Origin of the sequence: Prauserella sediminis, assembly GCF_014195435.1 — a bacterium.
Classification (GTDB): Bacteria; Actinomycetota; Actinomycetes; order Mycobacteriales; family Pseudonocardiaceae; genus Prauserella; species Prauserella salsuginis.
Genome location: NZ_JACIBS010000001.1, coordinates 973,787 through 991,092 on the forward strand (window position 1 = coordinate 973,787; position 17,306 = coordinate 991,092).

At 70.9% G+C, this 17,306-nt stretch carries 14 protein-coding genes; 4 read left to right on the plus strand and 10 right to left on the minus strand.

Annotated features, from left to right (window positions below):
- The first annotated feature begins 48 nt into the window (after positions 1-48).
- Positions 49-465: a DUF1707 SHOCT-like domain-containing protein gene (locus tag FB384_RS04320; RefSeq protein ID WP_183779347.1), complete on the plus strand. Its 417-nt coding sequence runs from the start codon at positions 49-51 to the stop codon at positions 463-465.
- A 94-nt stretch (positions 466-559) separates the two neighbouring features.
- On the opposite strand, the gene FB384_RS04325 is transcribed toward FB384_RS04320, so the two are convergent.
- Positions 560-1,141: a GNAT family N-acetyltransferase gene (locus FB384_RS04325; RefSeq protein ID WP_183784958.1), complete on the minus strand. Its 582-nt coding sequence runs from the start codon at positions 1,139-1,141 to the stop codon at positions 560-562.
- A gap of 327 nt (positions 1,142-1,468) precedes the next feature.
- Positions 1,469-3,226 (minus strand): glycerol-3-phosphate dehydrogenase/oxidase, encoded by a 1,758-nt coding sequence (locus tag FB384_RS04330; protein WP_323985118.1) that lies wholly within the window; start codon positions 3,224-3,226, stop codon positions 1,469-1,471.
- Between the two features lie 260 nt (positions 3,227-3,486).
- On the opposite strand from FB384_RS04330, the gene FB384_RS04335 reads away from it, so the two are divergent.
- Positions 3,487-4,233 carry an MIP/aquaporin family protein gene (locus tag FB384_RS04335; protein WP_183779349.1) on the plus strand — a complete coding sequence of 249 codons (747 nt, stop codon included), beginning with the start codon at positions 3,487-3,489 and terminating at the stop codon, positions 4,231-4,233.
- Positions 4,234-4,246: 13 nt separating this feature from the next.
- Entirely contained in the window at positions 4,247-5,752 is a 1,506-nt protein-coding gene (gene glpK / locus FB384_RS04340) for a glycerol kinase GlpK (RefSeq protein WP_183779351.1), read from the plus strand.
- Between the two features lie 20 nt (positions 5,753-5,772).
- Here the strand turns inward: glpK and FB384_RS04345 are convergent, their stop codons facing one another.
- Positions 5,773-6,558 (minus strand): VOC family protein, encoded by a 786-nt coding sequence (locus tag FB384_RS04345; protein WP_183779353.1) that lies wholly within the window; start codon positions 6,556-6,558, stop codon positions 5,773-5,775.
- 71 nt (positions 6,559-6,629) lie between these two features.
- Entirely contained in the window at positions 6,630-8,030 is a 1,401-nt protein-coding gene (locus tag FB384_RS04350) for an NAD(P)H-quinone dehydrogenase (protein WP_183779354.1), read from the minus strand.
- Between the two features lie 84 nt (positions 8,031-8,114).
- Between FB384_RS04350 and FB384_RS04355 the strand changes: the two genes are divergently transcribed.
- A complete protein-coding gene (locus tag FB384_RS04355; protein ID WP_183779356.1) occupies positions 8,115-8,567 on the plus strand; it encodes a gamma-glutamylcyclotransferase in 453 nt (150 codons plus the stop codon).
- 37 nt (positions 8,568-8,604) lie between these two features.
- Here FB384_RS04355 and FB384_RS04360 read toward each other — a convergent pair whose 3' ends face one another.
- The 6 genes from FB384_RS04360 to FB384_RS04385 all read right to left on the minus strand — a co-directional run bounded on the left by FB384_RS04360 (position 8,605) and on the right by FB384_RS04385 (position 17,233).
- A complete protein-coding gene (locus FB384_RS04360) occupies positions 8,605-9,525 on the minus strand; it encodes an endonuclease domain-containing protein (RefSeq protein WP_183779358.1) in 921 nt (306 codons plus the stop codon).
- Positions 9,526-9,714: 189 nt separating this feature from the next.
- Entirely contained in the window at positions 9,715-10,998 is a 1,284-nt protein-coding gene (locus FB384_RS04365; protein ID WP_183779360.1) for a M20 family metallopeptidase, read from the minus strand.
- A 450-nt stretch (positions 10,999-11,448) separates the two neighbouring features.
- Complete coding sequence (locus FB384_RS04370; RefSeq protein WP_183779362.1) at positions 11,449-11,982, minus strand: hypothetical protein; 534 nt, start codon at positions 11,980-11,982, stop codon at positions 11,449-11,451.
- Positions 11,983-12,042: 60 nt separating this feature from the next.
- Positions 12,043-13,059, minus strand: a complete 1,017-nt coding sequence (gene meaB, locus FB384_RS04375; protein WP_183779364.1) for a methylmalonyl Co-A mutase-associated GTPase MeaB — start codon at positions 13,057-13,059, stop codon at positions 12,043-12,045.
- Positions 13,059-15,233 (minus strand): methylmalonyl-CoA mutase, encoded by a 2,175-nt coding sequence (scpA, locus tag FB384_RS04380; protein ID WP_183779366.1) that lies wholly within the window; start codon positions 15,231-15,233, stop codon positions 13,059-13,061. Before scpA ends, meaB begins: the two co-directional genes overlap by 1 nt.
- Positions 15,230-17,233: a methylmalonyl-CoA mutase family protein gene (locus FB384_RS04385; RefSeq protein ID WP_183779368.1), complete on the minus strand. Its 2,004-nt coding sequence runs from the start codon at positions 17,231-17,233 to the stop codon at positions 15,230-15,232. Before FB384_RS04385 ends, scpA begins: the two co-directional genes overlap by 4 nt.
- Positions 17,234-17,306 lie beyond the last annotated feature (73 nt).

The window sequence follows — 17,306 nt, forward strand, 5'->3', positions numbered from 1 at the left end:
TCGCAGGCACCGTGGCCCCGCCGAGGCCGACACGCCTACGATCGAGGTGTGGCCGCTGATCGATCCGAGTTGCGGCTCAGCGATGCTGAGCGGCAGGAAGCCCTCGATGCGCTGTCGGAGCACGTGCGCACCGGGCGGCTCGAGCTGACCGAGTTCGACGAGCGCTCGGTGCAGGTCAGCGGGGCGAAGTTCCGTAAGGATCTGAAACCGTTGTTCGCCGACCTTCCCGAACCCCGGCCGAGCGTCCTCGAACACCGCCCGCGGCAGGAGAGCGGGATGTCCCGGGTGAACCCGCCTGCGGCGACGCCCGTGCAACCGTGGCGGCAGCGGCTGGCCTCGGCGGCCGTCCCCGTGGCAGCGGTGCTGGCGATCGCGCTGTTCTTCGTCACCCGCGCCGGGTTCTTCGTGTTCCTGATCCCCGCTGCGGCGGCCCTGCTGGCCGGATTGATCGTCAACCGCCGCTGACTCCCCCGCCACGTCGCCCCTGTCACGTCGCCCCTGTCCCATTCCCGGGCGGTCGTCATTACGTCCACAGTGGATGTCGCATGTGGATCGGTGATCACAACGACGCGGCGCCTTCCCATTCCCGCACCAGCACAGCGTAGACGACCTCGTCGGTCCATTCGCCCTTGACGTACTCGTTCTCCCGCAGGTGAGCTTCCCTGCGCATGCCGAGTTTCTCCAGCACGCGCGCGGACGCCGCGTTGCGGCCGTCGAGCCGTCCGCACACGCGATGCACGCCGAGCTCGGTGAACGCGAGATCGATCAGCGGCCGGGTGGCCTCGGTGGCGAAGCCTCTGCCCGCGTGCTCGGGGTGCAGCACGTAGCCGACCTCGGCCTGCCGGTGATCGCCGTGCTGCCACTCCAGGTTGACGTCGCCGATCACCTCGCCCGCCTCGCCGTCAGGGCCCCGCAGGGCGACGGCCAGCAGCAGCGTGTCACCGGGTTCGGCCAACGTCGAGTGCTGCTCGATCCGCGTGGACAGCTTCGCCGCCGTCTCGTCCCTCGACAGCGGGCTGCTGTAGAGATACCGGTTCACGTCCTCCCGCGAACGGATCGCATGGAGCGAGTCGAGGTCTCCCTGCTCGAACGTCCGCAGCACCAGTCGCGGCGTGCGCAGCACCCGCGTGCGGTCGATGATCACCCGCCCGAGCCTAGCGACGGACCGGACCAGGCTCCACGGCCTTTCCGCCGCCCTCACGGGCACACTCCGACAGCATCTCGCGGCGGCGCAGTCGCGTCCCGACGCGGCGTTGAAGGGGAGGCTGGCGGCAGGGCGGCGGCGCAGAACACGCGGGTCCGAGTGCAGAACACGCGGGCCTGAATGCAGGACACGCGCGGCGTGCTCGCCGCTCCGGGAATCGCCCCCGGCGCGGCGAGCATGCCGCGAGATTCGACGCCGGTCAGCCGACGGTTTCGACGCCGGTCAGCCGCAAGCCCGGCGGCGGTCAGCCGCGAGATGCGGCGGTCAGCTGACCGGCTCGGTGAGCCGGTCCCTCGCCTCCGGTGCGGCGACTCGCCTGGCGTCGGCGGCCTCGTCGTCGGGCTGGGCCTGCGAATCGCGCTCGGCCTCCACGCGGGCGCGGTAGACCTCGACCTCGCGCTGCCGCTGCTCCGGCGTCCAGCCGAGCACATCACCCACGAGATCGGCGACCTGCTCGGCGCAGTCGACCCCGCGGTGCGGGTACTCGATGGAGATCCGCGTCCGCCGGGCAAGCACGTCCTCGAGGTGCAGCGCACCCTCGTCGGTGGCGGCGTAGACGGCCTCGACGCGCAGGTAGTCCGGCGCGGCCTCGATCGGCTTGAGCAGGTCGGGCCTGCCGTCGGCCACGGCGAGCACGTCGCCGATGAGCGAGCCGTACCGGTCGAGCAGATGCCGTACGCGGTACGGGTGCAGCCCGTGGTCGGATGCCAGGTGATCGGCCTGGTTGACGAGCGCGTGATAGCCGTCGGCGCCGACGAGCGGCACCTTGTCGGTGATCGACTCCTGCACGCGCTCGGGCACGTCGACGGCCGCGGCGTCCACCGCGTCGGCCGCCATCACGCGGTAGGTCGTGTACTTGCCGCCCGCGATCGCCACCAGTCCGGGAGCCACGCGCGCGACGGCGTGCTCGCGCGAGAGCTTCGACGTCTCCTCGCTCTCGCCGGCCAGCAGGGGCCGTAGCCCGGCGTACACGCCTTCGATGTCGTCGTGCGTCAGCGGTGTCGCCAGCACCTTGTTGACGTGCTCGAGAAGGTAGTCGATGTCGCTGCGCGTCGCCGACGGATGCGCCAGGTCGAGGTTCCAGTCGGTGTCGGTGGTGCCGACGATCCAGTGGTTGCGCCACGGGATCACGAACAGCACCGACTTCTCCGTCCGCAGGATCATGCCGCTCTCGGCGACGATGCGGTCCCGCGGAACGACGATGTGCACGCCCTTGCTGGACCGCACCCGGAACCGCCCGCGGCTGCCGGAGAGGCGCTGCAGCTCGTCGGTCCACACGCCGGTCGCGTTGATCACCGCGTGCGCCTGGACGTCGGTCTCCTGTCCACTCTCGACGTCGCGCACGCGCACCCCGGACACCCGGTCCGCTTCGCGGAGGAAGTCGACGACCTGCGTGGAGTTGCGCACCACGGCGCCGTAGTGCGCGGCCGTGCGGGCGACGGTCATCGTGTGGCGCGCGTCGTCGGCCTGCGCGTCGTAGTAACGGATGCCGCCGATCAGCGCATCGCGCTTCAGGGCGGGCACCATGCGCAGCGCGCCCGCACGCGAGAGGTGCTTCTGCCCCGGCACGGAGCGCGCGCCGCCCATCGTGTCGTACAGGAGCAGGCCTGCGGCGGTGTAGGGACGTTCCCATCCGCGGTGCGTCAGCGGATACAGGAAACTCACCGGCTTGACCAGGTGCGGCGCGATCCGGTTGAGCATCAGTTCGCGCTCGCGCAGCGCTTCGCGGACGAGACCGAATTCGAGCTGTTCGAGGTAGCGCAGCCCACCGTGGAACAGCTTGCTCGACCGGCTCGACGTGCCCGAGGCCAGGTCGCGCGCCTCGATGAGGGCCACGCGCAGCCCGCGCGTGGCCGCGTCCAGCGCCGTGCCCGCGCCCACGATGCCGCCGCCGATCACGACGAGGTCAAAGGTTTCCTTCCCGAGCCGCTGCCACGACTCGGCGCGCGTCTCAGGGCCCAGCTGTGCCGACGCCGCGGCCCTCGCCGACGTCCTCGCCTCGCGTCCACGCTGCGCTGTCACGTAACTCCTCCTCGCCGACGTCGCGCCCGATCACCGGGACGCTTCCAGCATGGCACGTTCCCCGTCGCTCGCACGTCGCCCGCGCCGGTTGTGGGCCGAACGTCGCTTTGAGCGATCACTCACAGGCGAGTAGCGTTCTGATCCAACGTGGAACGGCAGCGGCGTCGCCCGTCGACGGGCTCGCCCTGTACGGACATGTCAGGTGTGGCCGCGGCGGAACGTCGACGGCTGCGACGTCCAAGGTGGAGGGCTGAGAGCCTATGAACGCCGGAGCTATTTTCGTCTGGGAGATGCTGGGCACCGCGGTGCTCGTCCTCCTGGGTACCGCCGTCGTAGCAAACAACATGCTGCGCAAGACCCTCGGGAACGGGGCGGGGTTCCTCTTCGTCACGGTCGGCTGGGGGTTCGCGGTCTTCGCGGGCGCGAGCATCGCCGACCCGTCGGGCGGCCACATCAACCCGGCGGTGACGTTCGGGCTCGCCGTCGCAGGAGAGCTGGCGTGGGCGGACGTGCCGATCTACTGGGCCGGTCAGCTCGTCGGTGGTGTGATCGGTGCGACGCTGACGTGGCTGGCCTACAAGCTGCAGTTCGACGACCACCCGGAACCGGAGAACACGCTCGGCATCTTCTCCACCATTCCGACGATCCCCAACAAGCTGTGGAACACGGTCACCGAGATCATCGGTACGTTCATCCTCCTGGCGTGGATCCTGCTCACCCCGGCGGCGACCGTCAACGCCGAGGGCGAGCCCGTGTTCGGCAACGCCGCGCTCGGCTACGCGGGCGTGGCGTTCGTGGTGTTGGTGATCGGTACCTCGCTCGGTGGCCCGACGGGCTACGCGATCAACCCGGCACGCGACCTCGGACCTCGTATCGCGTACGCGCTGCTGCCGATCCGCGGCAAGGGTAACCCGCAGTGGGGGTATTCCTGGGTTCCCATCGCCGGCCCGCTCATCGGTGCCGGCCTTGCCGGCCTCCTCTACCTCGCAGTCAGCGGCCTGAGCTGAGTTTGGAGCAAATGTGTCTCGTTTTGTCGCCGCCATCGACCAGGGCACGACGTCGACCCGCACGATGATCTTCGACCACGCCGGCAACGTCGTGGCCGTCGATCAGCGGGAGCACGAGCAGATCTTCCCGCAGGCGGGCTGGGTCGAACACGACCCGGAACAGATCTGGGCCAACACCCGTGCAACGGCCGCGGGCGCGCTGGCCAACGCCGACATCACGGCCGCCGACGTGGTCAGCGTCGGCATCACCAACCAGCGCGAGACGACCGTCGTGTGGGACCGCCACACCGGCAAGCCGGTCTACAACGCGATCGTCTGGCAGGACACCCGCACCGACCGGATCATCACCGAGCTCGGCGAGCTCGGCGGAGGCCAGGAGCGGTACCGCGAGAAGACCGGCCTGCCGCTCGCGACGTACTTCTCCGGCCCGAAGATCAAGTGGATCCTCGACAACGTCGAAGGCGTGCGGGCTCGTGCCGAGGCGGGTGACCTGCTGTTCGGCAACATGGACACGTGGGTGCTGTGGAACATCACCGGCGGCGTGGACGGCGGTATCCACGTCACCGACCCCACCAACGCCTCGCGCACCATGCTGATGGACCTGTCCACCCTGTCCTGGGACGAGGGCATCGCCGCCGACATGGGCATCCCGCTGTCGATGCTCCCGGAGATCCGCTCCTCGTCCGAGGTGTACGGCACGGTGCGGGAACGGGGCGCGCTCGGCGGCGTCCCGATCGCCGGCATCCTCGGCGACCAGCAGGCGGCGACGTTCGGCCAGGCCTGCCTCTCGCCCGGCGAGGCCAAGAACACCTACGGCACCGGCAACTTCGTGCTGCTCAACACGGGTAACGACAAGGTGCTGTCCGAGAACGGCCTGCTCACGACGGTCTGCTACAAGATCGGTGAGAAGGCCACCGTGTACGCGCTGGAAGGCTCCATCGCCGTCACCGGGTCCCTGGTGCAGTGGCTCCGCGACAACCTCGGCATGATCGGTTCGGCCGCCGAGATCGAGGGCTACGCGCGCACCGTCGACGACAACGGCGGCGCCTACTTCGTGCCCGCGTTCTCGGGGTTGTTCGCACCGTACTGGCGCTCGGACGCCCGCGGCGCGATCGTCGGCCTCACCCGCTACGTCAACAAGGGACACCTCGCACGGGCGGTGCTCGAGGCGACGGCGTTCCAGACGCGCGAGGTCATCGACGCCATGAACGCCGACTCCGGCGTGCCGCTGCGCACGCTCAAGGTCGACGGCGGCATGGTGGTCAACGACCTGCTGATGCAGTTCCAGGCCGACATCCTCGGCGTCTCGGTGATCCGGCCGAAGGTCAACGAGACGACCGCCCTCGGCGCGGCCTACGCGGCCGGCCTGGCCGTCGGGTTCTGGCAGTCCGAAGAGGACATCCGCTCGAACTGGGCCAAGGACACGGAATGGCAGCCGGCCATGGACGAGGCGCGCCGCGAAAGCGAGTACCGCAACTGGAAGAAGGCGGTCACCAAGACGTTCGACTGGGTGGAGTGAGCAGCACCGGCCCGGCGGCGTCAGCTTTCGATCACCCGGAAGTAGGCGCCGCCCGGGTCGGCCACCGCTGCGAGCCTGCCCCGCGGTGAGTCGACCGGCCCGCCGTGCACGGTGCCGCCGAGATCGACCAGCCGCGTCACGACCGCGTCCACCTCGGTGACCGCGAAATACGTCGTCCAATGTGGCGGAATGTCGGCCACCGCGATATCCGGCAACGTGCCGATGCCGCCGACCTCGGCCGCCTCGGCGCCGTCACCGGCGTCGACGCGGAGCGTGGCGTACTCGAAGTCGCCGTGAGAGGGCTCGTCGAAGCCGTAACCGAAAACCTCGGCGTAGAACCGCTTCGCCGCCGGATAGTCGCGGACGACGCACTCGTTCCAGGTGAGCGCACCGGGCACGTTGGCGATCTGCACGCCCGTGGTGCGACCCGCCTGCCAGATGCCGAACACCGCACCCGCAGGGTCGACGGCGACCGCCGTGCGCGCCGCCTCGCCGACGTCCCCCGGCGGCAGGATGAGCTTCCCGCCCGCCGCGGTGATCCGCTCCGCAGCCGCATCCGCATCGTCGACCGCGAGGTAGGTACTCCACGCCGACGGTGCCTGCACTCCCGGCGGTTTCGGCCCGATCGCCGCCGTGGCGCGGCCGTCGACCATCGCGATCGAGTAGTGCCCGTAGTCCTCGCCGGTGTCGACGAACTCCCAGCCCAGCAGGTCGCCGTAGAACCGCGTGGCCTCGTCGACGTCGTCGGCCATCATGTCGACCCAGCAAGGCGCGCCCTCGGGCCAGGCGGTGTCGCGGAAGGTCACGGCCGCCCCTTTCGTCTCCTGGCGTCCAGTGTGACACGGCGCACCCGCCGGGCAAGCGTCGTCGATCCGCGTCAGTCCAGGTCGTCGTGCTGCATCAGCTGCCGGCCCGCCTCGGTGATCGACCCGGACAGCGAAGGGTAGACCGAGAAGGTCAGCGCCAGGTTCTCCACCGTGAGCTGGTTCTGCACGGCCAGCGCGATCGGCAGGATCAGCTCGCTCGCCGTCGGCGCCACGACCACACCGCCGACGACCACGCCCGTGGCCGGGCGGCAGAACAGCTTCACGAAACCGTGCCGAACACCTTCCATCTTGGCGCGCGGGTTGGTCGACAGCGGCAGCATGATCGTCCGGGCGGGCACCTCGCCGGAGTCGATCGCCTGCTGGCCGATACCGACCGTGGCGATCTCCGGGTGGGTGAAGACGTTCGCGGCGACGGTGCGCAGGCGGATCGGGGCGACGCCCTCTCCGAGGGCGTGCCACATCGCGATGCGCCCCTGCATGCTCGCCACCGACGCCAACGGCAGCAGCCCGGTGCAGTCACCCGCGGCGTACACGCCGGGCGCGCTGGTGCGGGACACCCGGTCGACGGGGATCGACCCGTTCTGCGCCGTCTCGATACCGACGCGGTCGAGGCCGATGTCAGCGGTGTTCGGCACCGAACCGACCGTCATCAGCGCATGGCTGGCCTCGATGGTGCGCCCATCGGCCAGCTGGATCGTCACGCCCTTCTCGGTGCGCTCCACCCGGTCGGCGCGCGCGTGCTTGACCACGGACGTACCGCGCCGGGAGAAGCCCTCCTCCAGCACCGCCGCGGCGTCGGCGTCCTCGTGCGGCAGCACGCGGTCACGGCTGGACACGACCGTCACCTTGACGCCCATCTCGGTGTAGGCCGAGGCGAACTCGGCACCCGTCACACCGGACCCGACGACGGCGAGGTGCTCCGGCAGCTCGGGCAGGTCGTACAGCTGACGCCAGTCGAGGATGCGCTCCCCGTCGGGAACGGCGCCCGGCAGCACCCGCGGGGTGGCGCCGGTGGCGATCAGCACGACGTCGGCGTCCAGCACCTCGTCGCCGTCCCTGCCCTCGACGGCGATCTTGTGCGTGGCCAGGCCCGGCTCGTCGTCGCAGAACCGCGCGGCGCCGGTGATCACCCGCACGCCCTCGCGCTGCACGCGGGCACGGATGTCGGCCGACTGCGCGAGCGCCAGCCCGCGGACCCGGCCGTGGACGGTGGACAGGTCCACGCGGGTGTCCTCGAGGTCGACGTTGACGCCCAGCTCACGGAACCCGTGCAGACTCGCCCTGGCACCCGACGAGGCGATGAACGTCTTCGACGGCACGCAGTCGTACAGCACACAGGCGCCACCGAGACCGTCACGCTCGACGACGGTCACGTCCGCGCCGTGCTGGGCCGCCACGAGAGCGGCCTCGTACCCGGCAGGTCCGCCGCCCATGATCACGATCTTGGTCACGTCTGGTGCCTCCTCACACGCCGTCCGGTCCCACTTTAGGCGTGGCCGGGTTTCGACTTCCCGAGAGGCCGTTACGCTGTCGCCGTGCCTCTCTATGCCGCGTACGGGTCCAACATGGAACCCTCCCAGATGGCCGAGCGAGCGCCGCACTCGCCGATGGCGGGAACGGGCTGGCTGGAAGGCTGGCGGTTGACGTTCGGCGGCGAAGACCTGTTGTGGGAAGGTGCGCTCTCCACGATCGTGGAGGACCCCGACTCCAGGGTGTTCGTCGTGCTCTACGACGTCACATCGCTCGACGAGGGTCAGCTAGACCGCTGGGAGGGCAACGAGCTCGGTCTGCACAACAAGATCCGCCTGCGGGTTCAGACCATGGACGGATCGGTGCTGGCGTGGCTGTACGTGCTGGACGCCTACGAGGGCGGCCTGCCGTCGGCGCGCTATCTCGGCGTGCTGGCCGACGCCGCCGAGGCCGCCGGCGCCCCCGCCGACTACGTGGCCGACCTGCGCACCCGCCCTTGCAAGGGCATCGGCCCGTAACCCCACCGCCGAGCCCCACAAATCGCGTGTTCTGCGTTCAGCACCGCGTGTTCTGCGTTCCGACATCGAAACCACGTTTCCGGAACACCTGGGTGAGCTGAGCCAGGACCCGCGACGGCTCCGCGAGGTCGACGGCACGTGCCCGCACCACCATCCATCCGCGACGTCGAAGGTCCTCGTCGCGCGCAGCGTCGAGCTCGCGTTTCCCTTCGTGCGCTTCGTGGCCGTCGTATTCGAGGGCGACCAGGAGTTCCGGCCACGCGAAGTCGAGCCGATACACCTCCCGGCCTGCGAGATCGGTGACCGAGTACTGCTGATGCGGCACCGGAAAGCCGCCGTCGACCACGGTGAGCAGCATCGAACTCTCGGCGGGTGATTCGGCGAGACCGGTCGTCAACTGGAGCAGCCGCCGCGCCTGCCGTCGGCCACGCGCATCCGGGCTCACATGGATACGGGTATCGATGTCCGCGTAGAACTCCGCTCGCGCGGCCTCTGGGGTCCGGCGCATAGCCTGGTCAGCGCAGGCCAACGCGGCGCGTGGGCGACTGCGCCGCAGCACCTCGGCAACCGCCGCGTCCAGTGCAAGCGCTCGCAGCCCATCGATGTCGACGACGTCCGCCGGCTCGACATTGCCGCGGTGCAGCAGCAGCCCGGGACGACTGCGTGCTTTGCAGTGGTGCGGCACCACCAGATGCACCGGTGAAGCCTCTGCTGCGTCACACCCTTGAATCCGCAGGGCGCTCTCCCCCGTGAGCACGGCGTCCTGCCCGATCGCGAGTTGGAAGGCGGCGGCCCTCGTCGCGAAGCCGGTAGCCCGGTCGGCCTCCACGAGAACCGAACGAGATGCTCTGACGAGCGTTCCCTCATCAACGGCGACGCGCAGGGTTGAGCGCCCCAGCGCAGCCAGCAGTTCGGCGCGGAGGTACGCGCCGTGCACACTGTTCGGCAATTCGGTCATGCCGTCAGCGTGGTGTATCGATCATGCCGAAAACGGCTTCATCCCCAATTTGTGGATAACTCGCCCTGTTGTGGATAACTCAGATCCACATGCGCGTGCACGAATGCAGAACCGGCGGTTCTGAGTGCAGAACACGCGGTGCTGGACGCAGGACACGCGGTGCTGGGTGCAGGACACGCGGGTCCGGGGTCAGGACTTGAAAGCCGCCAGGGCGGTGTTGACCAGGACTCGCGTACCGGTGAGCAGGGCGCGTTCGTCGGCTTCGAAGGTCGGCTGGTGCAGGTCCCGTTTCGGCCCTTCGCCCGGCCACACGCCCAGCCGCGCGAACGCACCCGGCACGTGCTGCAGGTACCAGCCGAAATCCTCACCGCCGGACGACTGTTCCGTCCCAACCAGCGCATCCGCACCGAGCGCGGCCTCGACGCCGCCACGCAGCAGCTCCGTGCTGTCCTGCCCGCTCACGACGGGCGGCACCCCGCGCTGGTAGTTCAGCTCGTAGCCGACGCCCAGCGGCGCCAGGAGCGACTCCACCGACGATTCGACGAGCGATTCGAGCTGTTTCCAGGTGTCCTCGTCGGCGGTGCGCAACGTGCCGCGCAGCAGGCCGTCCTGGGGCACGGCGTTCGGGGCCTCACCCGCGTGCACCGAGCCCCACACCAGCACCGTGCCGGACCGCGGGTCGACGCGCCGCGACAGCACCGACGGCAGCGACGTGATCACCGTGCCCAGCGCGTGGACGAGATCGGCCGTCAGGTGCGGACGGGATGTGTGCCCACCCGGCGAGGTGAGCCGCAGCTCGACGAGGTCGGCCGCGGACGTCAGCGCCCCGATACGGGTCCCGACCTTGCCGACCTCCACGCGCGGGTCGCAGTGCAGGCCGAAGATCCGGTCGACGCCGTCGAGGTGGCCCGCACGGATGACGTCGAGGGCACCACCGGGCATGACCTCCTCGGCGGGCTGGAAGATCAGCCGCACCCGCCCGGGCAGTCGGTCGGCGACACGCGCCAGCGCCAGGCCCGCGGCCAGCACGATCGTGGTGTGGAGGTCGTGGCCGCACGCGTGGGCTGCGCCGTCGATCGTGGAGGCGAACGGCAGTCCGCTCGCCTCGGTCAGGGGCAGCGCGTCGAGGTCGGCCCGCAGCGCCACGCACGTCGGCCCGTCGCCGATGTCGCAGATCAGGCCCGTCCCGGACGACATGACCCGCGGCGTGAGGCCCGCCGACTCCAGCAGGCTCGCAACCAGCTCCGTCGTACCGTATTCGCGCCGCGCCAGCTCCGGGTTGGTGTGAATATGCCTGCGCCAGGCCAGCACGTCGCCCGCGTGGCCGGCCAGCCAGTCGTCCAGCCACTCCGGCCCTCTGCCCGCACCGAGGTCGGCCACCGGCGCCATGCTCACACCGGAATCGGTGAGCACCGCGTCCGACGAGCCGTCCGGGTCACCCGGCACCTCGGGTCGCGAGTCGAGAACGGTCACCGCACACCTCCGCGCACGCCCGCCGACGCCGAACCCTGTCCACGGCGCGCGGACGTCACCTCATGAATCCTGTTTCCAGTGTTGCACCGAACAGGTGAGCACGAGACCCGGATGTCGTAGCGGGGAGACCGACGGTAGGCAGATTGCGGCGAGCGGCGATGCGAATTTCGTCCGCTACCGGCCACCGCACGACGGGTGACCACTGGTCGTCGCCGAATGCACATCGACCTGCGCAGACGCACCGCCCGGCGATGCCTCACCCGACCCTGTGACGAGCCCTGCGAGCTGTCGTCGCGACGTGAACCGGCACGCGGACGTCACGGAACCCGCCCCGCTCGCAGCACTCCGGCACGCAAGCACCGCGGGCGCTCAGCACCCCGGCACGCAGTACCTCCAGCGCACAGTACCTCGGCCTGCTCAGTACCTCGGCCTGCTCAGGATCGCAGGCGCTCAGTCGTCCTTCTTGGCGCGCTTACGCCGGATGATGCGCCCCCACACGATGATGCCCAGCAGCGCGGCGGCCGCAAGACCGACGACGAGCTTGTTCTTCGCGTTCTCCTGGTCGGCCTCGGTCTGCGGATCGAGTTCCGGCCCGGAGTCCCCTCCCTGCGCGATCGCTGTGACGTCCGCCGTGCGGAGGCCGGCCGGCGGGGACCCCACCACGTCGACACCCGACACCACGTCAGCACCCGACACCACGTCAGCACCTGCCACCTCGGCAGTCCGCACATCGGCCACCGCGTCGTCGGCGGACGGGGAACCGCCGGTGGGCGCCTCCGTCACGGCAGCCGTCCCCGAAGCGGAAACGGCCCCGGCGTGCGCACCGGAAGCGGCAGCCGCACCGGGAACGGCACCGGCCGCGGCGGGCGCGGCGGCGGCCGCCACACCGAACCACACGCCACCGGACACGACGGCAAGCACCGCAAGGACCGCGACGCCGGGGACCGTCCGGCCGGCACGCGACGACGACGCGGCGGACCTCACGGGAGCGGACACATGACAGGCACACATCACCGTCAGTCTGCCGCCGAATCCGCGGGGTGGTCAGCCCCCACTCGGTGTGTCGCCGAAGCCGTACCCGAACGCGGCAAGGATCCGTTCCGCGGCGAGTGTCGCGGTCAGGGTGCCGTCGCGGACACCGCGTTCGACCTCGCCCGCGACCTCCTGCACGCCGGAGTCCTCGGCGAGACGGTCGAGCAGCTGGTCGCGCACCATCGCCCACGTCCAGTCGATGCGCTGGCGGGTGCGCTTGGCCTCCAGTTCACCGGTGGCTTCGAGCGCGGCGCGGTGCTCGCCGATCTTGCCCCACACCTCGTCGAGTCCCTCACCGGTGAGGCCGCTGCAGGTCAGCACCGGCGGAGTCCAGGTCGCGTCGGCGCCGTAGAGCATGCGCAGCGCACCGGACAGTTCGCGGGCGGCGCGGCGGGCGTCGTGGGCGTGTTCGCCGTCGGCCTTGTTGACCGCGATGACGTCGGCGAGTTCGAGCACGCCCTTCTTGATGCCCTGCAGCTGGTCCCCGGTGCGGGCGAGGGTGAGCAGCAGGAAGCAGTCGACCATGCCCGCGACGGTGACCTCGGACTGGCCGACGCCGACTGTCTCGACGAGCACGACGTCGTAGCCCGCCGCTTCCATCAGCGCGATCGTCTCGCGGGTGGCGCGGGCGACGCCGCCGAGCGTGCCGGACGTCGGCGAAGGGCGGATGAACGCCGACGGGTCGACGGCCAGCCGTGCCATGCGGGTCTTGTCACCGAGGATCGACCCGCCGGTCCGGGTGGACGACGGGTCCACCGCGAGCACGCCGATGCGATGTCCCGCCTCGGTCAGCTGCGTGCCGAGCTGGTCGATGAAGGTCGACTTGCCGGCGCCGGGGACGCCGGTGATGCCGATCCGCCGGGCACCGCCTGCGTGCGGCAGCAGCTCGACGAGCAGTTCCTGTGCCTGCTGCCGGTGTTCGGGTTTCGACGATTCGACGAGCGTGATCGCCCGCGACAGCATGCCGCGGTCGCCGGCGCGCACGCCTTTCGCGTACGCGGCGACGTCGACGGCGTTGCGGCGCGGCACTATCCGTCCTGCTCCAGCTGGTCGAGCAGGTCGAGCGCGGCGTCGGCGATGACGGTGCCGGGACCGAAGATCGCGGCGGCGCCCGCGGCGCGCAGTTCGTCGTAGTCCTGCGGCGGGATGACCCCGCCGCACACGACGAGGATGTCCTCCCTGTCGAGCGCGGCCAGCTCGGACCGCAGCGCGGGCACGAGCGAGAGGTGCCCCGCCGCGAGCGACGAGACGCCGACGACGTGCACGTCCGCCTCGACCGCCTGGGCCGCCACTTCGGCGGGCGTGGAGAACAGCGGGCCGACGTCGACGTCGAACCCGACGTCCGCGAACGCCGAGGCGATCACCTTCTGTCCGCGGTCGTGGCCGTCCTGGCCCATCTTGGCCACGAGGATGCGCGGGCGGCGCCCCTCCTGCTCGGCGAAGGCGTCGACCCGCTCCCGTGCGGTGTCGATGCCGCCGTCGCCCTCGGTCTTGCCGACCTCGTCGCGGTACACACCCGAGATCGTACGAATCTGCCCGGCGTGACGTCCCCACGCCTTCTCGAGTGCCTCGGAGATCTCGCCGACGGTGGCCTTGGCGCGGGCCGCGTCGACGGCGAGTTCGAGCAGGTTCCCCGTCCCCTCCGCCGCCGCGGTGAGCCTGCGCAGCGTCTCCTCGACAGCGCCGGAGTCGCGTTCGGCCCGCAGCCGCTCCAGCTTCTCGAGCTGCTGCGCGCGGACCTCGGCGTTGTCGACCTTGAGCACGTCGATCTGCTCGTCGGCCTCGGGGCGGTACTTGTTGACGCCGACGACCGGCTGGCGGCCGGAGTCGATGCGCGCCTGGGTGCGTGCGGCCGCCTCCTCGATGCGCAGCTTCGGGATGCCGGCATCGATCGCCTTGGCCATGCCGCCGGCCGCCTCGACCTCCTCGATGTGCGCCCACGCGCGGCGGGCGAGGTCGTAGGTGAGCTTCTCGACGAAGGCGCTGCCGCCCCACGGGTCGATCACGCGGGTGGTGCCGGATTCCTGCTGCAGCACCAGCTGCGTGTTGCGGGCGATGCGCGCCGAGAAGTCCGTGGGCAGTGCGAGCGCCTCGTCGAGCGCGTTGGTGTGCAGCGACTGCGTGTGGCCCTGGGTGGCGGCCATCGCCTCGACGCACGTGCGCACGACGTTGTTGTAGACGTCCTGCGCGGTGAGTGACCAGCCGGAGGTCTGCGAGTGGGTGCGCAGCGACAGCGACTTCGGATTCTGCGCACCGAACCGCTTGACGAGTTTGGCCCACAGCAGCCGGGCCGCGCGGAGCTTGGCGACCTCCATGAAGAAGTTCATGCCGATGGCCCAGAAGAACGACAGCCGCGGCGCGAACGCGTCGATGTCCAGGCCCGCGCCCTCTCCCGCGCGCAGGTACTCGACGCCGTCGGCCAGCGTGTACGCCAGCTCGAGGTCGGCGGTCGCTCCGGCCTCCTGCATGTGGTAGCCGGAGATGGAGATCGAGTTGAACTTCGGCATCCGCTGCGAGGTGTAGGCGAAGATGTCGGAGATGATCCGCATCGACGGCTGCGGCGGATAGATGTAGGTGTTGCGGACCATGAACTCTTTGAGGATGTCGTTCTGGATGGTCCCCGCGAGTTTCTCCGGCGCGACGCCCTGCTCCTCGGCGGCCACGATGTAGAGCGCCATCACCGGCAGCACCGCGCCGTTCATGGTCATCGACACCGACATCTTGTCGAGCGGGATGCCGTCGAACAGCTGGCGCATGTCGTAGATCGAGTCGATCGCCACGCCCGCCATGCCGACGTCACCGGCCACACGCGGGTGGTCGGAGTCGTAACCGCGGTGCGTGGCGAGGTCGAACGCCACCGACAGTCCTTTTTGGCCGGCCGCGAGGTTGCGCCGGTAGAAGGCGTTCGACTCGGCGGCCGTGGAGAAACCGGCGTACTGCCGCACGGTCCACGGCTGGTTCACGTACATCGTCGGGTACGGACCCCGCAGGAACGGCGCCGCACCGGGATACGTGTTCAGGAAGTCCACATCGGACAGGTCGGACGCCGTGTAGAGCGGTTTTACGCCGATGCCCTCCGGCGTTTCCCATTCGAGCGCGTCCGCGCCCTTGCCGGTGGCCGACTGCAGCGCCTCGGCCCAGCGCTCGCGGTCACCGGCCGCGGGCGCGCCGAGGTCGACGTCGGAGAAATCGGGGATGCTCATCGGGCGGCTCCCTGCTCGTCGGCTCCCTGGCTGTCACGGCCCCGCTCACCGCGGCCCCGCTCACCGCTGCCCTGCCCGTCGACGCCGAGCGTGTCGAGGACGCGGGTGAGCGCCGCCAGCGCGTTGCATCCGGAGTGGACGGTGCCGTCGACGGTCACGTCGTCGGGTGCCTTGCCCGCGAGCCACACCTCGGTGGCACCGGCCTCGCGCAGGGCCGCGACGACGTCGGCGGCTTGCTCGGCGTAGCCGGTGTCCGGGCCGCACAGACATGCCACGGCGGCTCCGCTCTCGCGGAACCTCGCGACGAGGTCGGCTGCGGAGCCGGTCTCGCCGGGGTTGACGGGCTCGATGCCGCCGGCCTGCAGAAAGTTCGCGGTGAACGTGGCGCGCGCCGTGTGCTGGGCCAGCGTGCCGAGCGTGGCGAGGAAGACCGCCGGCCGCGAGCCGGTGGCGGCGAGGTGAGCGTCGGCGCGGTCGCGCAGCGCCTCGAACTCCTGCGCGTAGCGCAGGCGCGGCAGGCCGCCGTCGAGCCCGTCCGGTTCGGCGGGACGGCGTTCGAGGAGCTGCTCGTCGGCGAGCGGGAACTCGCTGACGCCGGTGATCGGGTCCTTGCGCGTCGCGATCCGCTCCGACCGGGCGCCGCGAGTTTCGGCGAGGCGCGCCGCGAGCGCACCGGAGGTCAGCTCCGCGACGACGCCGCCCGCCCGTTCGATGGCGGTGAACTCGCGCCACGCCGCCCGGGCCAGTTCGTCGGTGAGTTTCTCGACGTACCAGGACCCGCCCGCCGGGTCCACGACGCCCGCCAGCCTGGTCTCGTCGAGCAGGATCGCCTGGGTGTTGCGCGCGATGCGCAGCGACAGCTCCTCGGGCCTGCCCAGCGCCTCGTCGAACGGCAGCACTGTGACGGCGTCGGCCCCGCCCGCGCCCGCCGCGAACCCGGCGATCGTCGTGCGCAGCATGTTCACCCACGGATCACGCCGGGTGACCATCGCGGGCGAGGTGACCGCGTGCTGGCGCATGGCGGCGCCGGCACCGGTCACGCCCGACACCTCGGCGACCCGCGCCCACAGCCTGCGGGCGGCGCGCAGCTTCGCGATCGTCAGGAACTGGTCGGCCGTCGCGGCGAGACGGAACTCCAGCTGTGCGGCGGCCGCCTCGACGTCGAGGCCCCCGTCGACCAGCGCGCGCAGGTAGGCGACGCCCGCGGCGATCGTCGCGCCGAGTTCCTGGGCGTCGGATCCGCCCGCCTCGTGGAACGGCAGCCCGTCGGCGACGACGGTGCGCAGCAGCGGGTGCCGGGCCGCGACGCGCGCGGCGAGCTGGGCGGCCGGCGTCAGGTCGTGGGCGGTGCCCGTGCGCGCGTGCAGGCCGATCGGGTCGACGCCGAGCGTGCCTCCGACTTCGGCGTCGGGCACCCCGTGTTCGGCGTGGACGGCCAGCAGCGCGTCGGCCGCGGCCACGTAGTCCGCGCCCGCGTCGAGCGTCACCGGCGCCAGGTCGAGCCGCACCTCGTGCAACGCGTCGGCCAGCGACTCCACGGGCACGCCCCCGCGACCCGCGCGCAGCCACACCGAGGTGACGCCATTCTCCAGGTCTGCGAGCAGTTCGCGGTTGACCGCGGCCGCGTCGCCGTGTCCGTGACGGGACCGGACGTCCCATCCGGCGGCCGCATTGCCCTCGGGGCGGCGGCCGCGCACGAACGACGGCAGCCCGGGAAAGCCCGCGTCCGGCGCTTCGTCACGCGCCGTGTACAGCGGCTGGATCTCGATGCCGTCGTAGGTCGTGGTGGTCAGCAGGCTCTCCGGCGCGCCGTCGAAGCCCTCGGGCAGCGCACCGGTCTTGCCGAGCACGCCCGCGACGAGCCGCTGCCAGGTCTCGTGGTCGGGGGTGTCGAACTCGGCCGCGAGCGACAGGCTCGGGGCCGCGGCCGCACCGCCGGCCGAACCGGTCTGCCGGGATTCCGGGCCGCCCGCACCTGGCGTTCCTGCCACTTCCGTCATACCGAGTGATGGTAGGACCCACGGCGGTCCGTCAAGTGTGAGGCTGATCGCGACCCGGCCCCGCGGGCGGGCG

Coding starts and splice junctions, on each gene's coding strand:
- FB384_RS04335 (WP_183779349.1), top strand. CDS start 3,487: ATGAACGCCGGAGCTATTTTCGTCTGGGAGATGCTGGGCACCGCGGTG.
- FB384_RS04360 (WP_183779358.1), bottom strand. CDS start 9,525: ATGACCGAATTGCCGAACAGTGTGCACGGCGCGTACCTCCGCGCCGAA.
- scpA (WP_183779366.1), bottom strand. CDS start 15,233: ATGAGCATCCCCGATTTCTCCGACGTCGACCTCGGCGCGCCCGCGGCC.
- FB384_RS04385 (WP_183779368.1), bottom strand. CDS start 17,233: ATGACGGAAGTGGCAGGAACGCCAGGTGCGGGCGGCCCGGAATCCCGG.